The sequence below is a fragment of the Yoonia sediminilitoris genome (assembly GCF_003058085.1).
In the GTDB taxonomy this organism is placed as follows: Bacteria; Pseudomonadota; Alphaproteobacteria; order Rhodobacterales; family Rhodobacteraceae; genus Yoonia; species Yoonia sediminilitoris.
In genome coordinates this window covers 84,569-108,564 of the sequence record NZ_QBUD01000009.1, presented here as the reverse complement: position 1 = coordinate 108,564, position 23,996 = coordinate 84,569, and the positions used below count along the sequence as shown (strand labels likewise).

Sequence of the window (23,996 nt, the reverse complement as noted above, 5' to 3'; positions counted from 1 at the left end):
CGCTGGCGTGTCAACTATCTAAAGCCAAGAGGCAGCGAAAGATTGTGATACATGCCGTACATCGCAGTGGCAAAAATCGACACCATCGCGATGGTTTGAATCCAGAACCGCAGACCTAACAGAGCATGCACCAAATCATCGCCCGTCGGCTGCGACCTTGCGAAACTCATGCTCAGCCGGATATTGAGGATCACGACAACCGTCAGCGGCAAGGCGATACAAAAGAAACCCTGTGCCAGCTCGAACCCGTAATAAAAACCGGCCATGGCAAGCACGCTGAGGACAAAGGCGGCAAACCCCATCAGCCAAAGACCCGCGACATCCGCGATCGCAATCAATCGGCGGACATTGATCGCCACGATGGCTTCGAGATCGGCGGTGGCCTGATCGCCGTTGCGCCGGGCACGATGGATCATGTCAAACGGCACGCCAATAATCCAATGGCTGGCCGTTGACCAAGTTACCGCAACAGCTAGCCAGTACCAGACGTTGGAAAACGTATGCAGGCTAATGACTTGAAAAATTGCGTCATTCCAGTCCAAAAAACTGTCGTCCTCTGTCAGTTGTTTTTGGAGACACTAGCGCCACGCGTGAGCAATGCCCAGACTTGTGATGCTGCATAATCCGTGTCAACCATTGATAAATCACTACCAAAGGCATGCCTCATGACCCCTACCGTCGCCCCCTTTCCCGCTGCGCGTCTTCGCCGGATGCGCAAATCGCCTGCCATGCGGGCCTTGTCGCGTCAGAATACCCTGACCGTCGATGATTTGATCTGGCCGGTTTTTGTGATGGACGGCAAAGACGATGAAACCCCGGTTGCGTCCATGACCGGTGTCACGCGCCGCACAGTGGACCGCATCGCCAAAGCCGCACGCGAGGCGCAAGATCTTGGCATTCCCGCCATCTGCATCTTTCCCTACACTGACATGTCAGCCCGGACCGAAGATTGTGCGATGGCATGGGACCCTGACAATTTGACCAATCAGGCGATCAGGGCGATCAAGGATAAAGCCCCCGACATCGCGGTCATGACGGACATTGCCCTTGATCCATACAATGTCAACGGACACGACGGATTTGTGGAAAATGGCGAAATCGTCAACGACCGCACAGTCGAGGCGCTCGTCAAAATGGGTCTGGCACAGGCCGAGGCGGGTGCAGATATTCTTGGGCCTTCCGACATGATGGACGGGCGCATTGGTGCGATTCGCCGTGCGCTGGAAAGTGCAGGGCATCATAACGTCAGTATTCTGAGTTACTCGGCCAAATATGCCTCTGCTTTTTATGGGCCGTTTCGCGATGCGGTCGGTGCGTCGGCGGCGCTGACGGGTGACAAGAACACCTACCAGATGGACCCGGGCAACAGCGACGAAGCGTTGCGGCTGGTCCAGCGTGATCTGGACGAGGGCGCAGATATGGTGATGATCAAGCCGGGAATGCCCTATCTGGACATCTGCCGCCGGGTAAAAGACAGCTTTGGCGTCCCGACCTACGCCTATCAGGTCAGCGGCGAATACGCGATGTTGCAAGCGGCCGCACAAAACGGCTGGCTTGACGGTGAAAAAGTGATGATGGAAAGCCTTTTGGGGTTCAAACGTGCCGGATGTGACGGCATCCTGACTTACTTTGCGCCGGAAGCCGCCAGACTGATGCGCGCGCAAAGCTGATTTGCCTCGTTCAGCGTTGATCAACTCTTTCTAAACGTCCGCGCCCTACTGATCTCCCGGAATTCGGAACAGGTAGATAAAGGGGTGAGTTGGTAAACGGGACCGGTGACGATTTCATGCGTATCATTGCCAGCATCACCGAGATTGCGGGCATGGTCAATGACGTCACCAGCGCAAGTGCATGTTGCAGCGCGTCGCACAACGGTCAAAGCAGGTTCACAAATTCAATCCGGGAACATGTAAACCAAAGCAAAGGGCGGCATGCCGATCCGAGCGGCTCGCAAACTGCGTGGTCGCATTTTGCCCAATCCAACTTCTGTGAGGTGACAGGACGTCAAGCTTTGCGTATAGTCCGCCCATAAATGGCCAAAAAGGTCATACTCAGGCAGATAAGGCGGACCAGAGATGAGCAGACTCTCAAGACGTGCATTTGCGCTTGGCGCAGTGGCGACGACATTGGCGGCATGTGGCAACGGCATCGGCGGCGGCGGGGCCAGCGCGATTGACGCGCGGGCAGACAGCACGTTGAATTATATGTTTCAAACCTATCCCGGAACACAGGAGCTGGCATCGCGAGCATCCGGCATCCTTGTGATGCCGCTGATCACCGAAGCCGGGCTTGGCATTGGCGGCAGCTATGGCCAAGGTGCATTGCGGATCGGACCCTCGACCGTTGATTACTATTCTGCGACATCCGGCAGCGCAGGATTCCAGATCGGTGCGCAGCAGTTCAGTTCAGTTCTGTTTTTCATGACCCAGGAAGCGTTGCTGGAATTCCGGCGTGGACCCGGTTGGGCGGCTGGTGCAGACATTGAATATGCGCTCAGCGATCAGGGACAGTCTTTGCGCGCGGAAACGACGACCTCTCTTGCACCTGTCATCGCAGTGAATTTCGCACAGACGGGGTTGCGGATCGGCGCGTCTCTTGAAGGGATCAAGTACACTCGCATCATTCCCTGATCAGTGTCCGCGTCTGTTCCCATTTTGATTCTCGCGGCGGGCGGTTCTACCCGCATGCGTGGCAAGGACAAATTGTTGGAAACGGTGGACGCCACACCGCTGTTACGTGTGCAGGCGTTGCGCGCGCTTGCAACGCAGCAGCCTGTTTTCGTCGCGATTTCGGATCACCAAGAAGAACGCAAGGCCGTGCTATCTGGTCTGGATGTCACGATTCTGACTGTCCATAATGCTTCAGAGGGAATGTCAGGCACCTTGCGCGACGCCGTTGCGCAATTGCCGGACGCCGATGCCTTCATGGTAATGCTGGGCGATCTAGTCGGGATCAAAACAACCGATCTGCAAAAAGTTCTGGACGCGCGTCAACATCACCGCGACTACCTCATCTGGCGTGGTGCGACTGATAGCAGTGAGCCCGGCCACCCGATCATATTTGACGCAAGCCTGCGCCCGTTATTCGCTGATATCTCCGGGGACAATGGCGCCGAAATGGTAGTAAAATCATTACGAAACCAAGTCTTTCTAGTTCCGCTCGACGGACGACGCGCCCGCCTTGATTTGGACACCCCCGAAGAGTGGGAGGCATGGCGAAACAGCAGCGACATTACTTGAACAGAAGATACGACTCTATTCTTTTCAATGCCTTACGGGCCGTAGTGTAACCTTTCAAACCGTCGTTTGTCGCAAGATTTGGATAGATGTTTAGCAGTTCGGACCGCTGCTCTGCTGCCACACCCTTCAGCGAGAAATCATTCGGTTGAAAGCTTTCCGACCAAGTGCCATCACTCAGGACCACCTGATGGGCATCAAACATGAAATGCAGGTAGGTTGTGCCCGGCACATTCACCACATCAACACCGTCGAGCATCGTCAGGTCTTTGGCAGCGACCAGCACTTCCTTTTCATTAAAGTGAGCCTTGGCCAGATCCGACACCACCAGCATGCGGTGTTGCGGTGAAACGAGCATATCTCGTTCGGGCATGTCACGACCAAGACTACCGGCCCTGATCAAAACCGGGCGCAGCGTCTTTTTGTCTTTCATTGCGTCTGTGGGAATCGGTCGAAAACCCGCCCAGGTAATCGACTGTATGCCATTGTCACGCGTCAGGATGCGGTCTCCGATGGTGAGTGTCTCGACCAGCCGCTCGCCCTTGGGTGTTGCAATTCGAGTACCGGGTGTAAAGCATGCCACGGTATCTGCTTGGCCAGAACAGAGCGGCGGGGCATGATCCACAATTGCCAAATCTGTCATAAAAAATTACCTCACTCAGTCAAACACACACACACTAACCGCTCAGAAAAAAGCTTTCTGACAAACCGCGGTAAACAAATGTGAGCGGAAATACGCTCACGTAACACCTAACTATAGACATATATCCGCTCGAATACCAACAATCTGCGCCGCAATCGGCAAAAAAAGATTGAAACGGCGGTCAAAACATCCGTCCTTGGTCAAGGAAACAATTGTTTTCAGCAACCTGCCAACACCTTTGTGACCGAAACCTGCGCGGCATGAACTGTCATGTAAATATTGGTGCCGATGGAGAGACTCGAACTCTCACGATGTTGCCATCGGGGGATTTTGAATCCCCTGCGTCTACCATTCCGCCACATCGGCCAATGCGCATCTCCTAAAGCGGCGGGCTGCTGGCGTCAATCACACAATCGAGAAATTGCGCGATCACAACTGCGCGGCCGAAAAGGTATCACATTGATCCAGATTTCCGCTTTCCAGCCCGCGTGCAAACCAACGCTGACGTTGTGCACTTGTCCCATGGGTAAAGGTGTGTGGTCGCACCGCCTGCCCTGCATTGCGCTGTAATGTATCGTCACCGATCTGGGCCGCGGCGTTCATCGCCTCTGCGATATCACCGGGTTCGAGGCTATCAAATTTTTCTGCGGCGAGGCGCGCCCAGATCCCCGAAAGGCAGTCGGCCTGCAATTCGACCCTCACTGACAGCGCGTTTGATTTTTCCTGATCCAACTGGCCACGCAATTCGTTGACCCGCTGCAATATACCCAGTTCGTTTTGCACATGATGCGCGACTTCGTGCGCGACGACATAGGCCGCAGCAAAATCGCCACCTGCCCCCATCCTTTGCGACAGGGTGACAAAGAATTCAGTGTCCAGATAGGCTTTGCGCTCTGGCGGGCAATAGAACGGTCCGGTCGCGGCAGAGGCCCCGCCACAAGCCGATTCGGTCCGGCCCTTGAACAACACGAGAGTGGGTGGGCGGTAGGACCGGTTCAACTGGCGGGTAAACACGTCGGCCCAGACGGCCTCTGTATCCGCAAGTGTGACTGCGACAAATTCACCTGCCTGCGCATCGGCGGCGGTAATCTGTTGGTTTGGTGTCGCTTCGAACTGCTGGTCGCCAAGGTTGACAAACTGGCTGGTGTCGACACCGAAATACCAGCCCGCGACAAGCAGCAATACGCCGGCAATGCCGCCAACGCCACTGATCCGGACACCGCCGCCACGCCGCTTGCGTCTGTCTTCGATGTTGCTGCTGCCGCGTCGTCCCTGCCATTTCATGTCGGAAATCCTCAATAGCCCACCCTCACCTTAGGCAGGAACTTCCTTTAAACAAGCTTGACCGCCCGCCCTGCCCGTGGCCTAAGACGACAAACCATGCAAGTTGGGTGCTCATGTTACGCAAACTCTATAACTGGACATTGTCACTGGCCCAGTCGCCCCATGCCTTGTGGGCGCTGGCCGCCGTGTCGTTTATGGAATCGTCATTCTTTCCGATTCCCCCCGATATTCTGATGATCCCGATGATCATCGCCCGCCCGTCGCGCGCCTTTGTCATCGCGGGAGTTGCGACAATCGCGTCGGTCTTGGGCGGGGTGTTCGGCTATTACATCGGCTATGCCCTGTACGAGACCATTGGCCAGCTAATTTTGGACTTCTATGGCAAAGGCGAATATTTCGCAGAGTTCGCCGTAACATATAACGAATGGGGCGCATGGGCCGTCCTGATTGCAGGTGTCACCCCCTTCCCTTTCAAGGTGATCACGATTGCATCAGGGGTCACGCATTTGTCATTGCCGGTCTTCATTCTGGCATCCGTCATCGCACGCGGTTTGCGGTTTTTCATCGTGGCGGCACTGTTGTGGAAATTCGGCGCACCTATTCGTGACTTCATCGAGCGCAGACTTGGCTTGCTTTTCATCCTGTTCTGTATCTTGTTGATTGGTGGTTTCGCCGTTTTGGGGGTCCTGTGACACGCAATCTGATGATCATTCTGGCGAGCGGTGGGTCGCTTGCGCTGCTGGGAGGCGCTTTCTTCTTTCAGCTATTGGGTTATCCGCCCTGCGCGATGTGCCTGTGGCAACGCTGGCCACATGCCGCAGCTATCTTGATTGGTCTTTTGGCGCTGCGGTTTCCGGGCCGGTTGTTGCCGTCGCTTGGCGCGCTGGCTGCGGGAACGACCGCGGGAATTGGCGTGTACCATACGGGTGTGGAAAGGGACTGGTGGGAAGGTCCGACCAGTTGCACGGGAACTGGCAGTCTCGAAGGGCTCAGCGGTTCGGACTTGCTGTCGGTAGAAGGACCAAGGGTCGTCATGTGCGATCAGGTCAGCTGGGAATTCCTATCATTGTCTATGGCCAGCTGGAACGCGCTTTTGTCGTTTGATCTGATGATAGGCTGGCTGATTGCCGTGGTGCTTAGCGGCGCGTCGACAACAAAAGGGACGTCTCGGACCTTGTGACGCCGTCCAGCCTGCGAATGGCAAAGAGGATGCGGTCAAACTCTTCCAAAGTCGCCGCTCCGATTTCAGCAATAATGTCCCACGTCCCATTCGTGGAATGAACAGCCCGCACCCCCGCCATCGTGATCAGGCGCGGCATCGCGCGTTCTGCACCGCGTCCCGCAATTTCAAGCATCATCAAACCGCGCACGGCATCGGGACGCACGTCAGACCGGGTGAGCACGGTAAATCCCGCAATTTCGCCCCCGTCCTGCAAACGCCGCAAGCGGGTCCGGACGGTGCTGCGGGTCACGCCCAAAGTAGCGGCCAGTTCAGACAATGACGCCCGCCCGTTGCGTTTGAGCGCGGCAATCAGCTTGTGATCCAGTTCGTCCAATTTTGCTGTCCAGTTTGATTAATTGACTGACATTTTGCGCAATTTGACCCCTTATACCATCCCCTGTTTTGCGCAACACTTGGGGCATGGAAAAAAAACACATCATACTTATCGGCGCGCCGGTTGATTGTGGCAAGCGCACGCGCGGTTGTCTTATGGGGCCTGACGCCTATCGCACAGCGGGCATTTCCGAAGCAATCACAGCCCTTGGTCACACGGTCGCGGATCGCGGGAATTTGGCACCGGCCCATGTGGACGTGCCGCAGCATGGCAATGCGCAGGTCTACAAGCTGGCTGAAAACGTCGGCTGGACACAGACATTGATGGCGGCCGCACAGGATGCCGCCCCCGAAGGAATACCGATATTTCTGGGTGGTGATCATGCGCTGGCCGCCGGTACGGTCGCGGGTATGGCTGCCTATGCGGCATCGCAGAACCGGCCGTTCTTTTTGCTGTGGCTCGATGCGCACAGTGACATTCACACGCCAGATACCACAGACACGGGCAATCTGCATGGCACGCCTGTGGGCTATGTCACCGGGCGCGCAGGATTCGTGGACTATCCGCCCCTGCCCGCCACCGTTGATCCGGCGCATATTTGCATGATCGGGCTGCGCAGCGTGGATGACGCGGAACATGCCGTGCTGGACGATGGTGACGTGACCTTGGTGGACATGCGTAAGATCGACGAAGATGGCATTCGTGCCCCGTTGGCGGGCTTTCTTGATCGGGTCGCGCAGGTCAACGGGCTGCTGCATGTGTCATTGGACGTGGATTTCCTTGATCCATCGGCCGCCCCGGCCGTAGGCACGACCGTGCCCGGCGGCGCTACCGAACGCGAAGGCCATCTGGTGATGGAAATGCTGTCGGACAGCGGTTTGGTCAGTTCGCTTGATCTGGTCGAGCTCAACCCGTTTCTGGACGAACGCGGCAAGACGGCAACCTTGATGGTTGATCTGACAGCCTCATTGCTCGGCCGTCGCGTCTTTGACCGCCCAACGCGGAGATCGCTATGACCCTCAAGGCATCCCCCCTCGCCTTTGTGCCCTTTGTCAGTGTTGATAACATGATGCGACTGGTCCACCATGTCGGCATCGCGCAATTTATGGCTGATCTGGCAACCGAGATTGAAGCCGACTTTGCCCGCTGGGAATTGTTCGACAAGACCCCGCGCCTTGCCAGCCATTCCGATGTCGGTGTGATCGAACTCATGCCCACGTCAGATGGGGTGCAATATGCGTTCAAATATGTGAACGGCCACCCCAAAAACATGCAGGAAGGGCTGCAAACGGTCACTGCTTTTGGCGTTCTGGCGGATGTGGATACCGGATATCCAAAGCTGTTTTCCGAAATGACGGTTTTGACCGCCCTGCGCACGGCGGCGATGTCTGCTGTCGCGACCAAACATCTGGCCAATCCCGGTGCCAACACCATGGCCATGATCGGCAACGGGGCGCAGTCAGAATTTCAGTGTATCGCGCAGAAGGCAGTGAACGGGGTCGACACGGTACGGCTGTATGACGTTGACCCTGCCGCAACAGCCAAATGTGCGGCCAATCTTGCCGATGCCGGCCTAACGATCGTGCGTTGCGACACGCCCGAGGACGCGATCGAAGGGGCGGATATCATCACCACGGCCACCGCTGACAAGAATATGCAAACGATCCTGACCGACAATATGGTTGGCAACGGCGTCCACATTAACGCCATCGGTGGCGACTGCCCGGGCAAGACGGAATTGCACGGTGATATCGTTGCCCGATCATCCGTTTTCGCGGAATACCTGCCGCAGACAAGGGTAGAGGGCGAGTTGCAGCAGATGGACGATGATCATCCGGCAACCGAGCTTTGGCAGGTGATCACTGGCGCGGCCAAGGGGCGGCAATCGCAGCCGGAAATCACGCTGTTTGACGGGGTTGGCTTTGCCATCGAAGATTTCAGCGCCCTGCGGTATGTGCATCAAAAAATACAGGATACGCCGTTTTACATCGATATCGACCTGATCGCCGACCCTGACGATCCGCGCGACCTTTTCGGGATGCTCAAGCGCGCGCACTAGCAGGCGCGCCAAAACGTTATTTGACAAAGTACGCCCCTTGAAAGCCAATGGGTTGAATGGCCGCGCGGCCATTCAACTCTGACAGGGGGATATGATGACAGAGCAACCAAGAAAGAAGGCAAAGGACTTCGACCAGCGCATTCTGGAGATTTTCGACGGGTATGTGCACGGCAAGATGTCCAAGCGTGACTTCATCACGCAAGCAGGCAAGTATGCCGCCGCTGGCGTAACAGGCGCGATGATCCTTGAGCAACTGCAACCCAATTATGCATATGCCCAGCAAGTGGCGCCGGATGATCCGTCAATCGTCACCGAAGTGATGGAATACGAAAGCCCTGAAGGGCACGGTACAATCAGGGGGCTGATGGCCAAGCCAGCAGATGCAAGCGGGCCGTTGCCTGCCGTACTGGTGGTGCACGAAAACCGCGGGTTGAACCCCTACATTGAAGATGTGGCGCGGCGCGCGGCCAAAGCAGGCTATTTCGCCTTTGCACCCGATGGGCTGACCCCGCTTGGGGGCTATCCGGGCACTGATGAAGAAGGCCGCGAAATGCAGCGCACTTTGGATGGTGCCAAGCTGATGGCGGATTTCTTTGCCGCGTTCGAATTCCTGCGCGATCACGAGGGATCAACCGGCAAGGTCGGCGCGGTCGGTTTTTGTTACGGTGGTGGCGTCTGCAATGCGCTGGCTGTCGCCTACCCTGATTTGGCTGCCTCCGTTCCGTTCTACGGCCGCCAACCCGCGACAGAAGACGTGCCAGCCATCCAGGCGCCGCTGATGATCCAATATGCAGGACTTGATGATCGGATCAACGCAGGCTGGGAAGAATATGGTGCTGCACTGGAAGCCAACGGCAAGGAATTCTCGGTCCATTTCTATCCGGACGTGAACCACGGGTTTCACAACGACACGACCCCGAGGTACGACGAAGATGCGGCCAAGCTTGCCTGGGACCGCACGATTGCGTTCTTCGGCGTTCATCTGAAGTGATTACGCGGCGGCGCAGGTCATTGGCCTGCGCCAAAGCGCCTAATGATAGTGGAATTCGCCAGTCACGTGACGCCATTCGCCCGGGCTGATCATCTTGCGGTGCACAAACCGTACCGAATGCAGCGGCCCCTCAAGTTCATCGTGCCAAAAACCGATGAATTGCAACAGCTTGTCATGGTCCGGGGCAAGGTCGTATTCCTGCCAGATGAAGGTATTCAATACGTGCGGATGGTCCGGCATATGATAGTACATTTCTGCCGTGGTCAGCCCGTACCCTTTCATCATCATTTCGGTCTCTGATTGCATGGCCGCTCCCTTCGTTTCTTGTCTTTTCATTATTTGATGATGATCTGGTAAATTATGTCAACAAAAACAATCTGTTATCAGCAACACTCTGCGGCTGCCAAAAGCACTGCGCATCGCCCATTGCACCCAACATCAAGTGTCTGTTACATTGCCTGCAACGATATCTAGCAGTGCCAATAACAACAGGCGGCCCACGTGAACGACACCCCAGAAACCCCTGAAAACGATGACGAATTACCGCCGATGCGCCCAGCGTTCGAGGGTCCGTCTGTCACGATCGAACATGAGCTGAAAACCAGCTATCTGGACTACGCGATGAGCGTCATCGTGTCGCGCGCCATTCCTGATCTGCGGGACGGGCTCAAGCCCGTGCACCGCCGCATCTTGTACGGCATGAACGAGGGCGGCAACACGCACGACAAACCCTATCGTAAATCGGCCCGCTCTGTTGGCGATGTCATGGGGAAATATCATCCGCACGGCGACAGCGCGATCTATGACGCATTGGTGCGGATGGCGCAGGATTTCTCCATGTCGCTGGTCTTGCTGGACGGGCAAGGCAACTTTGGCTCGATGGACGGCGACCGGGCAGCGGCCATGCGCTATACCGAAGTGCGGATGGACAAGCCTGCCGCCTATCTGCTCGCCGACATTGACAAAGACACGGTTGATTTCCAGGACAACTACGACGGCAAAGACCGTGAACCAACAGTTTTGCCCGCACGTTTCCCCAACATGCTGGTCAATGGCGCGGGCGGTATCGCGGTCGGCATGGCCACCAACATTCCGCCGCATAATCTGGGCGAAGTGATCGACGGCACGCTGGCGCTGATCGACAATCCGGATCTGTCATCCGAGGAATTGATCGACTATATCCCCGCACCAGACTTCCCCACCGGCGGGATCATCCTTGGCCGGTCAGGTGCGCGCAAAGCCTATCTTGAAGGGCGCGGTTCCGTGATCGTGCGCGCCAAGACCCGCACCGAGGAAATCCGCAAAGACCGCTATGCCATCATCATCGAGGAAATTCCCTATCAGGTGAACAAGGCGACGATGATCGACCGTATCGCCGAAGCCGCCCGCGACAAGCGGATTGAGGGTATCGCGCATGTGCAGGACGAATCTGATCGCAACGGCGTGCGTGTGGTCGTTGAACTCAAGCGTGATGCCACCGCCGAAGTCGTGCTGAACCAACTGTTCCGCTTTACCCCGATGCAGACCTATTTCGGCTGCAACATGCTGGCGCTGAATGGTGGACGGCCCGAACAGTTGACGCTGCGCGCCTTCCTTGTGGCCTTTGTTGATTTCCGCGAGGAGGTCGTTGCCCGCCGCACTGCATTTGAATTGCGCAAGGCGCGCGAACGGGCACATGTCCTGTGTGGTCTGGCTGTTGCCGTTACCAATATTGACGAGGTCGTCGCGACCATTCGCGCCTCTGCTGATGCGGCCACAGCCCGTGAAAAGCTGATGACACGCAAGTGGCCCGCGCATGATATTCTGGAATATATCGCGCTGATTGATGACCCGACCCATACAGCCAATGACGACGGCACCTACAACCTGTCTGAAACGCAGGCCCGCGCGATCCTTGATTTGCGCCTGCAACGCCTGACCCAGATCGGGGTGAAAGAAGTCACCGACGAATTGAAAGAACTGGCCGGTAAGATCAGGGAATATCTCGAAATTCTGGGATCGCGCGACCGCATTATGCAGATCATCCGTGACGAATTGCACGAGGTTCGTGATCTGTTTGCCGTGCCGCGCCGCACCGAGGTTGTCGATTGGTCCGGGGATATGGAAGATGAGGACCTGATCGAAAAGGAAGACATGGTCGTCACCGTCACGTCAGGCGGCTATATCAAACGGACGGCGCTGGCCGATTTCCGCGCGCAACGGCGCGGCGGCAAGGGCCTGTCGTCGATGGCCACCAAGGAAGAGGACGTCGTCACGACCCTTTTCGTCGCCAACACCCATACTCAACTGCTGTTTTTCACGACCGATGGGATGGTCTACAAGCTCAAGACATGGCGCCTGCCATTGGGTAGCCGGACAGCCAAGGGCAAGGCGATTGTCAACATCCTGCCGATCCCGCAGGGCGTGTCGATTGCCGCCATTATGCCCGTCGACCGGCCCGAGGATGAATGGGACGACCTGCAAGTTGTCTTTGCAACCTCTGCCGGAACTGTACGCCGTAACAAGCTGTCAGACTTCACAAATGTCATGCGCAACGGCAAGATTGCGATGAAATTCGAAGGTGAGCATGAGGACACGATTCTGATCAATGCCCGCATCGCCTCTAACGATGACGATGTGATGCTTGTGACAGATTCCGGGCGTGCCATCCGCTTCCCTGCGACTGACGTGCGGGTGTTTAATTCGCGCAGTTCCACAGGTGTCCGTGGGATCAGATTGCAGGGCGATGATAAGGTCGTGTCGATGTCGATCATCCGGCACTTTGAGGCCGAGTCCGATGAACGCGCCGCCTATCTGAAAATGCGCCGGGCCATGGCAGGTCTCGCCGATGACGCCGAAATCGATGACGAGGAAGAAGCCACACCAGGCCAGATCAGCCAGGAACGTTATGCCGAAATGTCGGCAGCTGAAAACCTGATCCTGACGATTACGGCCAAAGGGTCCGGCAAACTGTCCTCAAGCCACGACTATCCTGTGCGCGGGCGCGGCGGTATGGGCGTCGCGGCCATGGACAAGGCGATGCGCGGCGGGCCGCTTGTGACTTCCTTCCCTGTCGAAATGTCAGATCAGATCATGCTGGTCACGTCCACCGGCCAATCAATTCGCGTGCCTGTCGAAGGGATTTCTTTCCGATCGCGGGGCGCTGGCGGGGTCAAGGTCTTTGACACGGGCAAGGGCGAAACGGTGGTTAGCGTGGCATGGATCGCCGATCAGGGCGACGAAGCGGAACCTGAGACAGAATAACGAACGGCCCGCGATTGCGGGCCTTTTCTTTATCCGGCTTGGGTCCTAAATGTGGCCCATGGAAAACACACTCAATATCATTGGCGGCGGCATGGCCGGATCAGAGGCTGCGTGGCAGGCCGCCAACGCAGGCATCAAGGTCGTCATTCATGAAATGCGCCCCAAGGTTGAAACCTTTGCCCACCGGACAGGCAATCTGGGCGAAATGGTTTGCTCCAATTCCTTCCGGTCGGATGACCATGAACAAAACGCCGTTGGCCTGCTGCATTGGGAGATGATGCAGGCAGGGGGTCTGATCATGAAAACCGCTTACGCCCATCGCCTGCCCGCAGGTGGCGCATTGGCCGTCGACCGTGACCCGTTTGCAGAAAGCGTGACACAAGCACTGACATCGCATCCCAATATCCGCGTGTCCTACGATGAAATCACCGCCCTGCCCGACGATGGCCATTGGATCATCGCCACCGGACCGCTGACTTCTGGCGCGCTGGCAGAAGCGATCAAAGCGGAAACCGGGGCCGAGGCGCTGGCGTTTTTCGACGCGATTGCGCCGATCATCTATCACGATTCCATCAACATGGATGTTGCGTGGATGCAGTCGCGCTATGACAAGGGCGAAACGTTAGAAGAACAGACCGCCTATCTGAACTGCCCGATGACCAAGGACCAGTACGAGGCATTCATCGACGCACTGCTGGCCGCAGACAAAACAGAATTCAAAGAAGGCGAGACCGCCGGTTATTTCGATGGCTGCCTGCCGATTGAAGTGATGGCCGAACGCGGTCGCGAAACCCTGCGCTTTGGTCCGATGAAGCCCGTCGGGCTGACCAACGCCAACGACCCGCAAAACAAACCCTATGCTGTGGTGCAGCTGCGCCGCGATAACGCATTGGGGACATTGTTCAACATTGTGGGTTTCCAGACCAAGATGAAATACGGGGCGCAAAAGCAAGTCCTCAAGATGATCCCCGGTCTGGAGGATGCGGAATTTGCCCGTCTTGGCGGTATCCATCGCAACACATTTATCAACTCGCCAACGTTGCTGGATGCGCAAATGCGGCTGAAATCACGCCCCAATATCCGTTTTGCCGGGCAAATCACCGGTGTCGAAGGATATGTTGAAAGTGCTGCGATGGGCCTGTTGGCCGGGCGCATGGCTGTGGCGGAAATGACGGGCCAGACGCTGGCCGCTGTCCCTGATACGACAGCGATGGGCGCGCTTGTAACCCACATCACTGGCGGTGCAGAGGCCAAGACATTCCAACCGATGAACGTGAATTTCGGGCTGTTTCCATCTGTGGATACGGTCAAAGGCGGGCGCAAGCGGCGCAAGGAACGCTACAAAGCCTACACCGACCGGGCCAAGGCGGATTGGTCCGCATGGCTGGAACAGATGTTGCGGTCTGCGGCCTGACCTGTTGGGGCGATGATTACACGTTTTGCGCCTTCGCCAACCGGTCCGCTGCATCTGGGGCATGCCTACTCTGCAATGTTTGCCTTTGACATGGCGATGGCGGCGGGCGGCACTTTCTTGTTGCGGATGGATGATATTGACCGGGTCCGGTCAAAACCGGAATTCGAGGCGCAGGCCATCGACGATTTGCATTGGCTTGGGCTCAGCTGGCCGGAACCGGTGATGCACGAATCCCAATCAACGGCGCGGTTTCAGGCGGCATTGAAAAGGCTTGAGGCGCTGGATCTGCTGTACCCCTGTTCATGCAGCCGCGCGGATATCGCCAATGCCGCCAGCGCGCCGCAAGAGGGTGTGCCGACCCATGGACCCGATGGGCAGATCTACCCGGGGACCTGCCGCAACCGCCCGATGTCATCGTTTCGGGACGGCGATGCGATCAGACTGAATATGCGAAAGGCGATTGCGGCCAGCCCTCTACTGCCTTGCTTTGTCGAAACCGGTTCGTCCCATGCGGGCACGCACCAACTGGTTGCAGATGACCTGCTTACCACCATTGGCGACGTCGCGGTGGCGCGCAAAGGCATGGCTGCGGCCTATCATTTGTGTGTTGTCGTAGATGACCATGCGCAGGCGATCAGCCATGTGATCCGCGGGGCAGATTTGTATGACGCCACCCGCATCCATGTCTTGTTGTTTCACCTGCTGCGTCTGCCAATCCCGATCTATCACCATCACCGGCTGATCCGCGATGAGGCAGGCAAACGTCTGGCGAAACGGGACGATGCGCGCGCCATCGCCAAATATCGGGCCGACGGAGCTACCCCAAATGACATTCGCCAGATGGTCGGTCTGCCTGCATCATCCATTTGATATTCGCGGCATTCAGTCCTGCCGCGTGTTGATTTCTGCGCCCTCACGAACAACCGTAAAAAAGCAGCTCCGCGCACCGGTATGACAGGCAGGACCAGTCTGATGGACAGAGACCAGCAAACAATCCCTGTCACAATCAACATGGAAATCAACAAGTTGCTGCGTATTGCCGCTGGTTGCGCCCTTGATCCAGAATTCTTGCCGCGAGCGTGACCAATATGTGACCTGTCCGGTCTCAAGCGTCTTGGCAACAGCTTCTGAATTCATCCATGCCATCATCAGCACTTCGCCCGATGTGGCATCTTGCGCAATGGCCGGGATCAGGCCCGCGTCGTTAAATTTCAATGTGTCAGGATCGAAACGCATCTCAAAAACCTTTGCAAGCAGCATGTTGGGCACTATCTAAGGATCAACTACAGGAAGGGCAAACGCGATGTCAGCAGAAACAGATATGATCAAGCTTTATTCCGGTCGCATTCTGGCGCTGGCAGCGGATATGCCGCGCACAACACGGCTTGAGAACCCCACAGCAACCGCCAAGAAACGCTCTCCGCTTTGTGGGTCAACCGTCACCGTCGATATCAACGTAGAAGACGGTGTGATCACCGACTACGGGCAAGACGTCAAAGCCTGCGCACTGGGACAAGCAGCAGCAGCCGTCGTTGGGGGCGCAATTGTTGGCTGCACAGTGGACCAAGTGAAACAGGGGCGTGACGAACTTTTCGCGATGCTGAAATCTGATGGGCCGGTCCCGGCGGCGCCTTTCAGTGAACTCGAAGTGCTGGAACCCGCGAAAGACTATAAAAACCGGCATGCCTCTATCCTGTTGGCGTTTGACGCCACGCTTGACGCACTGGAGTCCATCAAGGCCACCGCATAAAAAAACCGCCGCGCACCCGGGACAGGATGGCGGCGGCAGATTGGCCGTGTGTCTGTTCGGTCCTTGAAAGTATCTCAGCAAAAGGGGAGGCAAAACCCCGTTGAGAACTCGGACAGGCAGGTCATCAACATTGCATTCTAAGGGACAGGCGCAATGTGAAGGACCGAAAAGCCCACGGCAGGCAGGTCAGATCAAGCTGGGCAGCGCCAATCCGACAAACAACATAATCATCAGGGCAGCAACACCCAGCGCATCAGCTAAAATCGTGTCACGTGAACGGGTGAATACGGTTTTGATCTCTTGCGCCATGGTGATGTTCTCCTCATGTTCTGTTGCCCCTTTGTTCTCATATCATTAACTGTGTGTAAAGAACTTTTTAAGAACATTTGTGAACGTTTCGGATCGCGCGCGCTAACCCACTGAAATTAAACGGATGGCTTTATCCTGTTCCATCAGCCAAAGCAGCGTACGAGCGGCTTCGCCGCGCGGGGATTTCAGCGTAGGGTCATCATGCAGGAATTTGCGCGCATCACTTTGGGCCAGCGCCATCAACCCGGCCTGTCGTTCGAGATCGGCATTGCGAAACCGTGGGATGCCGGATTGCGCCGTGCCGATCACGTCCCCTGCTCCGCGCATGGCGAGGTCTTCTTCGGAAATCCGAAAGCCGTCCTCGGTCTCGCGCAGGATTTCCAGCCTGCGGCGGCCGCTCTCGCTGAGCGGTGGCTGAAACAGCAACAGGCAGGTCGATGCAGTTGACCCGCGCCCGACCCGCCCGCGTAGCTGATGCAATTGGGCCAAACCGAAACTTTCGGCCCGCTCGATCATCATAATCGACGCATTGGGCACATTGACGCCCACCTCGATCACAGTGGTCGCGACCAGCACCTTGGTATCGCCCGCCACAAAGCGCGCCATCGCTGCGTCTTTTTCAGCCGGGGGCATTTGCCCGTGAACCAGCCCCACAACGCCTTCTCCCAAGGCCGCGCGCAGCCGCTTGAACCGTTCTTCGGCCGCCGTCATATCGACGATTTCGCTTTCTTCGACCAACGGACAGACCCAATAAGCCTGCCGTCCCTCGGCTACAGCATGGCGCAATTTTTCGACCACCTCATCCATGCGCCCGGTTGAGACCAGCGCGGTTTTTACGGGTGTGCGCCCGGGCGGTTTTTCGTCCAGAACCGATACATCCATATCGCCATATTGCGCGAGTGCCAGCGACCGCGGAATGGGCGTGGCAGTCATGACAAGCACATCGACCGCCGCCCCTTTTGCGCCCAACTCCATCCTTTGCGCCACACCAAACCGATGTTGTTCGTCAATGATCGCCAACCGCAAATCGTGGAAAACGATGTCTTTTTGAAACACCGCATGGGTGCCCACCAGAACATTGATCTCGCCCGCGGCAAGTGCTGCCAGTTTCGCGGCACGTTCTTTGCCCTTGTCGCGTCCGGTCAGAATCTCAAGCCGGACACCGGCGGATTGCGCCAAAGGTTGCAGCCCTTCCAGATGTTGCCGCGCAAGGATTTCCGTAGGTGCCATCATGACACCCTGCCCTCCTGCCTCGACCACGCAAAGCAGGGCCAAGAACGCAACAAGGGTCTTGCCAGAGCCGACATCACCCTGAAGCAACCTGTTCATGCGATGATCAGATTTCAGATCGGTCGCAATTTCCGCCACAGCCCGTGTCTGAGCGCCGGTCGGCTTGTAGGGCAGAGCTGCAAGCACCTGCTTTTGCAGCGCGCCCGTCCCTTGCGATGGTCGCCCTTTCGAACGCCGCGACACGGACCGCGCCAAAGCCAGTGTCATTTGGTGGGCAAAAAGTTCATCATAGGCGAGCCTTTGTCGCGCGCTATTGTCCGGCGACAGGTCGTTCGGCGTTGTCGGATTATGCGCCTGTGTCAGTGCGTCACGCCAATCGGGCCAGGATTCTTTCGCTTTCAAGGCCGGGTCAATCCACTCGGGCAGGTCCGGGGCCATCTGCAACGCGGCGCGGGTTGCCTTCCACATCAGCTTTTGCGTGATGCCTGCATGCAACGGGTACACCGGCTCAAATGCTGGAATATCCTCTGCCTCACTGGGCAGAACCACGTGATCGGGGTGCACGATCTGGGCGACATTGTCGAAAATCTCGACCTTGCCAGAAACCAAACGCCGCTGACCTGTCGGCAACAAGCGCTGCAAATAGTCGCCTCGGGCGTGAAAGAACACCAACTGAAATTCGGTCTGCGCATCGGTCACATGCACGCGGTATGGCCGCCCACGGGTCTTGGGTGGATAGTGCCTGCCAACAGTGACCTCCACCGTGACGGTTTCGGGCGCGATGACATCGCGAACAGAGGCGCGACGGCGACGGTCTACACCCGCAAGTGGCAGCGTCATCAACACGTCGCGGGGTTTGCTTGTGCCCGCGTTTTCAAGCGTTTGCGCCGTCTTGGGGCCAATCCCTTCAAGTGCGGTGAGAGCACCAAAAAGCGGAAATAGAACTTCCGGGCGCCCGCTCATGCGTCGCCGATCAGGGTCAGCCAAGCATCTTCGTCGATTGTTTCAACGCCCAGATCAGCGGCTTTTTTTGCCTTTGATCCCGCACCCGGCCCTGCGACCAGCAGGTCGGTCTTTGCACTGACAGACCCTGATACTTTTGCACCCAGCGCTTCCGCACGGCTTTTCGCCTCGGCTCGCGTCATTTTTTCAAGCGTGCCGGTAAAGACGACGGTTTTGCCAGCAACGGGGCTGTCGCTTTCGGCGCGCACCATATCTTGCACGTCCAATTCCGCTATCAGCGCGTCAATTGAAGCGCGCTCTGCGTCCTGCTGCATTGATGTAATCAAGGATGTCGCCATGACGGTCCCAAATCCGTCAATGCCGATCAATTCCTCCCATTCCGGGCCTTCGCCAACGCTTGCACCGGTCACGGCGGCTTCAAACGCGGCCCATGATCCGTAATGATTGGCCAATAACGCACTGGCCGTTTCACCGATGTGACGTATGCCAAGCGCGAAAATCACCCGGTTGAGCGGGATCACTCTTTTCTCGTCAATTGCATCGAACAGGTTATTAGCGCTCTTTTCGCCCCAACCTTCCTTGTTCTGCAATTGTTGCAGGCCTTTGCCGTATCGCTCGCGCAATTTGAAGATATCGACAGGTGTCCTGATCCAGCCATCCGCATAGAACTGTTCGACCTGCTTGGCGCCCAGCCCTTCAATATCGAAGGCCGCGCGGCTGACGAAATGCCTGAGCTTTTCCACGGCTTGCGCCGGGCATATCAAGCCACCCGTGCAACGGTAGACCGCATCGCCCGCCTCGCGCACCGCGTCGGATCCGCATTCGGGGCAGGTTTTAGGAAATTCATAGGGTTTTGCATCCACCGGACGACGAGACAGATCGACATCCGCGATCTTGGGAATCACATCGCCTGCCCGATAGACCTGCACCCAGTCGCCGACCCTTATGTCGCGCCCTTCGCGGATGGGTTGCCCATCGCCGCCGCGACCCATGATGTAGTCCTCATTGTGCAACGTCGCATTTGACACCACGACCCCGCCTACTGTGACAGGCGACAGGCGCGCCACCGGCGACAGTGCACCGGTTCGTCCGACCTGGATGTCGATTGCTTCAAGCTTGGTCCAGGCCAATTCCGCCGGAAATTTATGCGCGATGGCCCATCTGGGAGTCGTCGAGCGGTACCCTAATCGCCGCTGCAAGTCCAGATCGTCCACCTTATAGACGACACCGTCGATATCATAGCCCAAGGTCGCGCGCTGCGCTTCGATCATGTGATAGTGGGCCAGCATTTCAGCGGGACCGCTGCAAATCACCGTCAGATGATTTGTCTGAAATCCCAATGCGTTCAGCCGCGTAATCGCGCCTGATTGCGTGTCGGCCAGTGGTTCTGACAAGACCCCCCAAGCATAGGCAAAGAATTTCAGCGGGCGTGTGCGCGTCACATTGGCATCCAGCTGGCGCAAGGACCCCGCAGCGGCATTGCGGGGATTGGCAAAGGTCTTTGCCCCGCCCGCCACTTGCCGTTCGTTCAGGGCCGAAAAGTCATCATGGCTCATGTAGACTTCGCCACGCACTTCGAGCAGGTCGGGCGCATCGGCCAACTTTTGCGGAATATCATCAATGGTCCGAGCGTTTTCAGTGACGTTTTCGCCTACTGTTCCGTCGCCCCTCGTGGCCGCCTGCACCAATCGTCCAGCTTCGTAGCGCAAGGATAATGACAGACCGTCGATCTTGGGTTCGGCAGTGTAGCGCAGTGCGGTATCCGCACCGACACCAAGGTATTTTTTGATCCGACTGTCGAAATCCACCACATCTTCGTCATCAAACGCATTGCCGAGTGACATCATTCTTTGCGCGTGGGTAATCTTGCCGAAACCTTCCGCAATCGGTGCGCCAACCTGCTCGCTTGGGCTATCGGCCCGTTTCAGCGCCGGAAACGCGGCTTCAATTTCCAGATTGCGCTGCTTGAGACGATCATAGGCAGCATCACTGATCTTGGGGGCATCCTTGGTGTGATAGGCAACATTTGCGTCGTGCAGTTGCGCCGCCAGCCATGCCAGTTCCTGTTGTGCCTGTTCCACCGTCAAGGATGCGACATCCAGTTGCCCAGTCCGTGGATGTTGGCCATGCTGGATGTCGTTCAAAACGCGCTCCTGACAACGAAAGAGACCGACCATCATCTATGGTCGGTCTCATTCTTATGCAGCGTTATGCCCGCAGTCCAGAGCGGATTGGCGCATGGTCGGTGAGTGTTTGGGTGGGTTTAACTTAGGCGCCCACAACCATCTTTTCGGCATTGATCGCCGGCTCCGGGTCACGCAGCACATAGCCTCTGCCCCAGACCGTTTCGATATAATTCTCGCCATCAGTCGCTTCACTCAGCTTCTTGCGAAGCTTGCAGATGAACACGTCGATGATCTTTAGTTCTGGTTCGTCCATACCGCCATAGAGGTGGTTCAAGAACATTTCTTTGGTCAGCGTCGTTCCCTTGCGCAGGCTGAGCAGTTCCAACATTTGGTATTCTTTGCCGGTCAGGTGAATTGTCGCCCCGCCCGAATCAACGGTCTTTGCATCAAGATTGACTGCAATCCGTCCCGTTTTGATGATCGACTGGGCGTGCCCTTTCGACCGACGGATAATTGCATGGATACGCGCCACGAGTTCTTCGCGGTGGAAGGGTTTTGTCAGATAATCATCTGCCCCAAAACCAAAGCCTTTTAGCTTGCTTTCTGTCCCATCGTCCCCTGAGAGGATCAATATAGGCGTATCAATTCGACTCAAACGCAGCTGTCGCAGCACCTCATGGCCATTCATATCCGGTAAATTGATGTCCAGCAGGATCAAATCGTAATCATACAACTTCGCCAGATCGATCCCCTCCTCACCCAAATCTGTCGCATAGACGTTCAGGTTCGCATGGGTCAGCATCAGTTCGATACTTTTGGAAGTGGTAGGGTCGTCTTCAACCAGCAAGACACGCATCCGAGTTCTCCGCTCTCTCTATGTGTCGTTAACCTATACGGCTAAAGGTTAATCACCCGTTACCTTACCCTAAAATAATGTCATTTCCACCTAGGGTTGTCTATAGCGCTGTAGCGCCGTCGTTTTCAGCGCTGCTTCGCCATGATTGGACACAGCGTTTTCCCACTCGGCGAACTCCTCTTCTGACAAGCCATAGTTTTCCAGCGCTTCATTGCGGCTGAGCAAGCCGGACGCAACCGCCCGGACCACAGCAGCTTTGCGCGATGCGACCCATCTGCGGGTTTCCTTGCCCGGCAAATCGGCCCGGGTCATTATTGATCCATCGGGCAGCGTCACCGACCGCGGCCCTTCAATTTTTCGTAAGTACATGACTCACCCCTTTCGTAAACTCCCACAATCCTTATGCGTTTCAGGGTTTAACGATGCGTATAACCAGCCCTTGAGAATACGTAGGATTTTCCTATATTTCGCGCGAACCCCTCATCACTGGACATGGAATGACACTTGATTCGCCGCTGAATTCGCTCGGCTTTGCAAAGCCACCCGCCGAAACCCGTGTTGTCGTGGCGATGTCGGGTGGTGTCGACAGCTCTGTTGTCGCAGCGCAGCTGGCTGAAGAGGGCTATGATGTGGTTGGCGTTACCTTGCAGTTATATGATCATGGCGCGGCCTTGGCCAAAAAGGGTGCATGCTGCGCGGGCCGCGACATTCATGACGCCCGCCGCGTGGCCGAGGAAATGGGATTCCCGCACTATGTTCTGGACTACGAGAATACCTTCCGCGAAGCGGTCATGGATGAATTTGCGGACAGTTATCTGGCGGGTGCAACACCTGTACCTTGCATCCGCTGCAACGAGCGGGTGAAATTCAAGGACCTGCTGCAAACGGCCAAGGATCTTGATGCTGACTGCATGGCGACGGGGCACTATATCCAGCGCATGATGGGCCCGCAGCGGGCCGAACTGCATGCCGCCGCCGACGCCAGCAAGGACCAAAGCTATTTCCTGTTCTCGACCACACAGGAACAGCTTGATTATCTGCGCTTTCCCTTAGGCCACTTGAAATCAAAGGAAGAAACCCGTGCGCTGGCCGCCAAATATGGGCTCAGTGTTGCGGACAAGCCGGACAGTCAGGATATCTGCTTTGTGCCCAATGGTGACTATGCCGCCGTTATCGAAAAACTGCGCCCGGGTGCGGCAGAACCGGGGGATATCGTTGACGTCAATGGCACTGTTCTGGGCGCGCACAATGGGGTGATTCATTACACCATCGGCCAGCGACGCGGGCTTGGTATTGGTGGCCTTGCTGATCCGCTTTATGTGGTGCGCCTCGATGTGGACGCGCGCCAGGTCATTGTGGGCCCGCGTGAAATGTTGGCAACCCGACGTGTCCCCTTGCGCGAAATCAACTGGATCGGCGATGGCAATCTGATGGATAAGGGGGAACGCGAAATCGCCGTGCGGGTCAGGTCGACCCGCCCCCCAACTGACGCGATCCTGCGGCCGATTTCAGCCACCGAGGCAGAAGTCGAACTGGTCAACGCAGAGCAAGGTGTATCGCCGGGACAGGCCTGCGTGTTCTATGACCCCGATAGCACGCGGGTGCTTGGGGGCGGCTGGATCTGGCGCGGGGCATAGGCATTGCTGCGTGCCTTCGGGTTGGCAATTTTGGGGTTGATGAAGCTTAGGAAGGCGCTTCGGTCGGTGTCCAGTCGCAGGCCACTTGCTGACCGGAGGCCGAAGCGCACAGCCAACGTCCTATGTCCTTGCTACAGCTTTTCGGGAAACGCATTGCAAGTTACGTATGTCGCCGGCGTTTCGCCCTTATCTGATGCGCCATGTTAAAGGCAAAAGGCTTTAGAACAAGCGCCTGATTTTATTTGTGAAAGTTGACTTTACGTCGTCCATTTCCCCCCGCGAAACATGCGCATCAAGCACGTCAATCACTGCGGCAATGGCATGGTCGGCATCCCCCATCGGATCATTGTCAAACCCCGCCTGCACGCGGTCGACAAAGCCTGCGGTCGTTCGCTCCACGACCGGCGTGCTTGAGGGATTCCACCCCTCATAATAGATCCCACGGATCAGCGTCGGCAATTGCGCACCAAGCTGCGCGGCTTCGTCGACATTCAGGTGATCGCGAATGACATGCAAGACCTGCCGCAGCAGCCTGTATGACCTCCGCTTGTCGTCCCAATCTGTGCGCGCATCAACCTCGTTGATCCAGGCATTCGCATCATGCACTGCGGTGTCGATGATTTTTAATCCCAATGCGCTCATCCCAGCCTCCTCTTTGACTTCTCAGAGACTACCGCCCGATTTCAGGCATGATTTGAC

Annotated in this window: 25 protein-coding genes and 1 tRNA gene; 13 read left to right on the top strand and 13 right to left on the bottom strand. The window is 56.8% G+C overall.

Going from position 1 to position 23,996, the window contains the following annotated elements:
- Positions 1-14 precede the first annotated feature (14 nt).
- The gene (locus C8N45_RS15950) at positions 15-542 is read right to left on the bottom strand and encodes a hypothetical protein (protein ID WP_108387248.1); all 528 of its coding nucleotides are present in this window, start codon (positions 540-542) and stop codon (positions 15-17) included.
- A 123-nt stretch (positions 543-665) separates the two neighbouring features.
- On the opposite strand from C8N45_RS15950, the gene hemB reads away from it, so the two are divergent.
- The 3 genes from hemB (at position 666) to C8N45_RS15930 (ending at position 3,239) form a co-directional block, all read left to right on the top strand.
- Complete coding sequence (gene hemB / locus C8N45_RS15945; protein WP_108387247.1) at positions 666-1,670, top strand: porphobilinogen synthase; 1,005 nt, start codon at positions 666-668, stop codon at positions 1,668-1,670.
- A gap of 405 nt (positions 1,671-2,075) precedes the next feature.
- Complete coding sequence (locus C8N45_RS15935; protein WP_108387245.1) at positions 2,076-2,630, top strand: lipid-binding SYLF domain-containing protein; 555 nt, start codon at positions 2,076-2,078, stop codon at positions 2,628-2,630.
- Between the two features lie 3 nt (positions 2,631-2,633).
- Complete coding sequence (locus tag C8N45_RS15930; RefSeq protein WP_258793299.1) at positions 2,634-3,239, top strand: nucleotidyltransferase family protein; 606 nt, start codon at positions 2,634-2,636, stop codon at positions 3,237-3,239.
- On the opposite strand, the gene C8N45_RS15925 is transcribed toward C8N45_RS15930, so the two are convergent.
- From C8N45_RS15925 to ypfJ, 3 genes are all read right to left on the bottom strand, one after another.
- The gene (locus C8N45_RS15925; RefSeq protein ID WP_108387243.1) at positions 3,232-3,879 is read right to left on the bottom strand and encodes a Hint domain-containing protein; all 648 of its coding nucleotides are present in this window, start codon (positions 3,877-3,879) and stop codon (positions 3,232-3,234) included. The two genes, C8N45_RS15930 and C8N45_RS15925, sit on opposite strands and share 8 nt — an antisense overlap.
- A gap of 280 nt (positions 3,880-4,159) precedes the next feature.
- Positions 4,160-4,245 (bottom strand) — tRNA-Leu (locus C8N45_RS15920).
- Between the two features lie 63 nt (positions 4,246-4,308).
- On the bottom strand, positions 4,309-5,163 hold the full coding sequence (ypfJ, locus tag C8N45_RS15915) for a KPN_02809 family neutral zinc metallopeptidase (protein ID WP_108387242.1): 855 nt from the start codon (positions 5,161-5,163) through the stop codon (positions 4,309-4,311).
- Positions 5,164-5,276: 113 nt separating this feature from the next.
- Between ypfJ and C8N45_RS15910 the strand changes: the two genes are divergently transcribed.
- Both C8N45_RS15910 and C8N45_RS15905 read left to right on the top strand, forming a co-directional pair.
- A complete protein-coding gene (locus tag C8N45_RS15910; protein ID WP_108387241.1) occupies positions 5,277-5,855 on the top strand; it encodes a YqaA family protein in 579 nt (192 codons plus the stop codon).
- The gene (locus C8N45_RS15905) at positions 5,852-6,343 is read left to right on the top strand and encodes a disulfide bond formation protein B (protein ID WP_108387240.1); all 492 of its coding nucleotides are present in this window, start codon (positions 5,852-5,854) and stop codon (positions 6,341-6,343) included. The genes C8N45_RS15910 and C8N45_RS15905 overlap by 4 nt, the downstream gene beginning before the upstream one ends.
- Here the strand turns inward: C8N45_RS15905 and C8N45_RS15900 are convergent.
- On the bottom strand, positions 6,300-6,719 hold the full coding sequence (locus C8N45_RS15900) for an Lrp/AsnC family transcriptional regulator (RefSeq protein ID WP_108387239.1): 420 nt from the start codon (positions 6,717-6,719) through the stop codon (positions 6,300-6,302). The genes C8N45_RS15905 and C8N45_RS15900 overlap by 44 nt on opposite strands.
- An 86-nt stretch (positions 6,720-6,805) precedes the next feature.
- On the opposite strand from C8N45_RS15900, the gene rocF reads away from it, so the two are divergent.
- The 3 genes from rocF to yghX all read left to right on the top strand — a co-directional run bounded on the left by rocF (position 6,806) and on the right by yghX (position 9,769).
- On the top strand, positions 6,806-7,735 hold the full coding sequence (rocF, locus tag C8N45_RS15895) for an arginase (protein WP_108387238.1): 930 nt from the start codon (positions 6,806-6,808) through the stop codon (positions 7,733-7,735).
- Positions 7,732-8,778, top strand: a complete 1,047-nt coding sequence (gene ocd / locus C8N45_RS15890) for an ornithine cyclodeaminase (protein WP_108387237.1) — start codon at positions 7,732-7,734, stop codon at positions 8,776-8,778. The genes rocF and ocd overlap by 4 nt, the downstream gene beginning before the upstream one ends.
- Before the next feature lie 94 nt (positions 8,779-8,872).
- Positions 8,873-9,769 carry a YghX family hydrolase gene (gene yghX / locus C8N45_RS15885; protein ID WP_108387291.1) on the top strand — a complete coding sequence of 299 codons (897 nt, stop codon included), beginning with the start codon at positions 8,873-8,875 and terminating at the stop codon, positions 9,767-9,769.
- Positions 9,770-9,808: 39 nt separating this feature from the next.
- On the opposite strand, the gene C8N45_RS15880 is transcribed toward yghX, so the two are convergent.
- A complete protein-coding gene (locus tag C8N45_RS15880) occupies positions 9,809-10,075 on the bottom strand; it encodes an usg protein (protein WP_108387290.1) in 267 nt (88 codons plus the stop codon).
- Between the two features lie 195 nt (positions 10,076-10,270).
- Here C8N45_RS15880 and gyrA point away from each other — a divergent pair, with 195 nt between their 5' ends.
- The 3 genes from gyrA to gluQRS are packed head-to-tail and all read left to right on the top strand — an operon-like array spanning position 10,271 to position 15,296.
- Complete coding sequence (gene gyrA, locus C8N45_RS15875) at positions 10,271-13,012, top strand: DNA gyrase subunit A (protein ID WP_108387236.1); 2,742 nt, start codon at positions 10,271-10,273, stop codon at positions 13,010-13,012.
- A 58-nt stretch (positions 13,013-13,070) separates the two neighbouring features.
- Positions 13,071-14,426, top strand: coding sequence for a methylenetetrahydrofolate--tRNA-(uracil(54)-C(5))-methyltransferase (FADH(2)-oxidizing) TrmFO (gene trmFO, locus C8N45_RS15870; protein ID WP_108387235.1), 1,356 nt, complete (start codon positions 13,071-13,073; stop codon positions 14,424-14,426).
- A 12-nt stretch (positions 14,427-14,438) separates the two neighbouring features.
- Positions 14,439-15,296: a tRNA glutamyl-Q(34) synthetase GluQRS gene (gene gluQRS / locus C8N45_RS15865; RefSeq protein ID WP_108387234.1), complete on the top strand. Its 858-nt coding sequence runs from the start codon at positions 14,439-14,441 to the stop codon at positions 15,294-15,296.
- 12 nt (positions 15,297-15,308) lie between these two features.
- On the opposite strand, the gene hisI is transcribed toward gluQRS, so the two are convergent.
- Positions 15,309-15,662, bottom strand: a complete 354-nt coding sequence (gene hisI / locus C8N45_RS15860; protein WP_108387289.1) for a phosphoribosyl-AMP cyclohydrolase — start codon at positions 15,660-15,662, stop codon at positions 15,309-15,311.
- A 67-nt stretch (positions 15,663-15,729) separates the two neighbouring features.
- Here hisI and C8N45_RS15855 point away from each other — a divergent pair, with 67 nt between their 5' ends.
- Positions 15,730-16,176 (top strand): iron-sulfur cluster assembly scaffold protein, encoded by a 447-nt coding sequence (locus C8N45_RS15855; protein ID WP_108387233.1) that lies wholly within the window; start codon positions 15,730-15,732, stop codon positions 16,174-16,176.
- Between the two features lie 186 nt (positions 16,177-16,362).
- Here C8N45_RS15855 and C8N45_RS23945 read toward each other — a convergent pair whose 3' ends face one another.
- The 5 genes from C8N45_RS23945 to sciP form a co-directional block, all read right to left on the bottom strand.
- A complete protein-coding gene (locus C8N45_RS23945; protein ID WP_258793298.1) occupies positions 16,363-16,485 on the bottom strand; it encodes a hypothetical protein in 123 nt (40 codons plus the stop codon).
- A gap of 102 nt (positions 16,486-16,587) precedes the next feature.
- The gene (gene recG / locus C8N45_RS15850; RefSeq protein ID WP_108387232.1) at positions 16,588-18,678 is read right to left on the bottom strand and encodes an ATP-dependent DNA helicase RecG; all 2,091 of its coding nucleotides are present in this window, start codon (positions 18,676-18,678) and stop codon (positions 16,588-16,590) included.
- Positions 18,675-20,780, bottom strand: coding sequence for an NAD-dependent DNA ligase LigA (gene ligA, locus C8N45_RS15845; protein ID WP_375342478.1), 2,106 nt, complete (start codon positions 20,778-20,780; stop codon positions 18,675-18,677). The genes recG and ligA overlap by 4 nt, the downstream gene beginning before the upstream one ends.
- A gap of 166 nt (positions 20,781-20,946) precedes the next feature.
- On the bottom strand, positions 20,947-21,660 hold the full coding sequence (ctrA, locus tag C8N45_RS15840) for a response regulator transcription factor CtrA (protein WP_108387231.1): 714 nt from the start codon (positions 21,658-21,660) through the stop codon (positions 20,947-20,949).
- A 90-nt stretch (positions 21,661-21,750) separates the two neighbouring features.
- The gene (gene sciP, locus C8N45_RS15835; protein WP_108387230.1) at positions 21,751-22,029 is read right to left on the bottom strand and encodes a CtrA inhibitor SciP; all 279 of its coding nucleotides are present in this window, start codon (positions 22,027-22,029) and stop codon (positions 21,751-21,753) included.
- Between the two features lie 128 nt (positions 22,030-22,157).
- On the opposite strand from sciP, the gene mnmA reads away from it, so the two are divergent.
- The gene (mnmA, locus tag C8N45_RS15830; protein ID WP_108387229.1) at positions 22,158-23,297 is read left to right on the top strand and encodes a tRNA 2-thiouridine(34) synthase MnmA; all 1,140 of its coding nucleotides are present in this window, start codon (positions 22,158-22,160) and stop codon (positions 23,295-23,297) included.
- A 219-nt stretch (positions 23,298-23,516) separates the two neighbouring features.
- Here the strand turns inward: mnmA and C8N45_RS15825 are convergent, their stop codons facing one another.
- Positions 23,517-23,939: a DUF2267 domain-containing protein gene (locus C8N45_RS15825; protein ID WP_108387228.1), complete on the bottom strand. Its 423-nt coding sequence runs from the start codon at positions 23,937-23,939 to the stop codon at positions 23,517-23,519.
- Between the last annotated feature and the right edge of the window lie 57 nt (positions 23,940-23,996).

Coding starts and splice junctions, on each gene's coding strand:
- hemB (WP_108387247.1), top strand. CDS start 666: ATGACCCCTACCGTCGCCCCCTTTCCCGCTGCGCGTCTTCGCCGGATG.
- C8N45_RS15935 (WP_108387245.1), top strand. CDS start 2,076: ATGAGCAGACTCTCAAGACGTGCATTTGCGCTTGGCGCAGTGGCGACG.
- C8N45_RS15925 (WP_108387243.1), bottom strand. CDS start 3,879: ATGACAGATTTGGCAATTGTGGATCATGCCCCGCCGCTCTGTTCTGGC.
- ypfJ (WP_108387242.1), bottom strand. CDS start 5,163: ATGAAATGGCAGGGACGACGCGGCAGCAGCAACATCGAAGACAGACGC.
- C8N45_RS15910 (WP_108387241.1), top strand. CDS start 5,277: ATGTTACGCAAACTCTATAACTGGACATTGTCACTGGCCCAGTCGCCC.
- rocF (WP_108387238.1), top strand. CDS start 6,806: ATGGAAAAAAAACACATCATACTTATCGGCGCGCCGGTTGATTGTGGC.
- ocd (WP_108387237.1), top strand. CDS start 7,732: ATGACCCTCAAGGCATCCCCCCTCGCCTTTGTGCCCTTTGTCAGTGTT.
- yghX (WP_108387291.1), top strand. CDS start 8,873: ATGACAGAGCAACCAAGAAAGAAGGCAAAGGACTTCGACCAGCGCATT.
- C8N45_RS15880 (WP_108387290.1), bottom strand. CDS start 10,075: ATGCAATCAGAGACCGAAATGATGATGAAAGGGTACGGGCTGACCACG.
- trmFO (WP_108387235.1), top strand. CDS start 13,071: ATGGAAAACACACTCAATATCATTGGCGGCGGCATGGCCGGATCAGAG.
- gluQRS (WP_108387234.1), top strand. CDS start 14,439: ATGATTACACGTTTTGCGCCTTCGCCAACCGGTCCGCTGCATCTGGGG.
- hisI (WP_108387289.1), bottom strand. CDS start 15,662: ATGCGTTTCGATCCTGACACATTGAAATTTAACGACGCGGGCCTGATC.
- C8N45_RS15855 (WP_108387233.1), top strand. CDS start 15,730: ATGTCAGCAGAAACAGATATGATCAAGCTTTATTCCGGTCGCATTCTG.
- C8N45_RS23945 (WP_258793298.1), bottom strand. CDS start 16,485: ATGGCGCAAGAGATCAAAACCGTATTCACCCGTTCACGTGACACGATT.
- recG (WP_108387232.1), bottom strand. CDS start 18,678: ATGAGCGGGCGCCCGGAAGTTCTATTTCCGCTTTTTGGTGCTCTCACC.
- ctrA (WP_108387231.1), bottom strand. CDS start 21,660: ATGCGTGTCTTGCTGGTTGAAGACGACCCTACCACTTCCAAAAGTATC.
- sciP (WP_108387230.1), bottom strand. CDS start 22,029: ATGTACTTACGAAAAATTGAAGGGCCGCGGTCGGTGACGCTGCCCGAT.
- mnmA (WP_108387229.1), top strand. CDS start 22,158: ATGACACTTGATTCGCCGCTGAATTCGCTCGGCTTTGCAAAGCCACCC.
- C8N45_RS15825 (WP_108387228.1), bottom strand. CDS start 23,939: ATGAGCGCATTGGGATTAAAAATCATCGACACCGCAGTGCATGATGCG.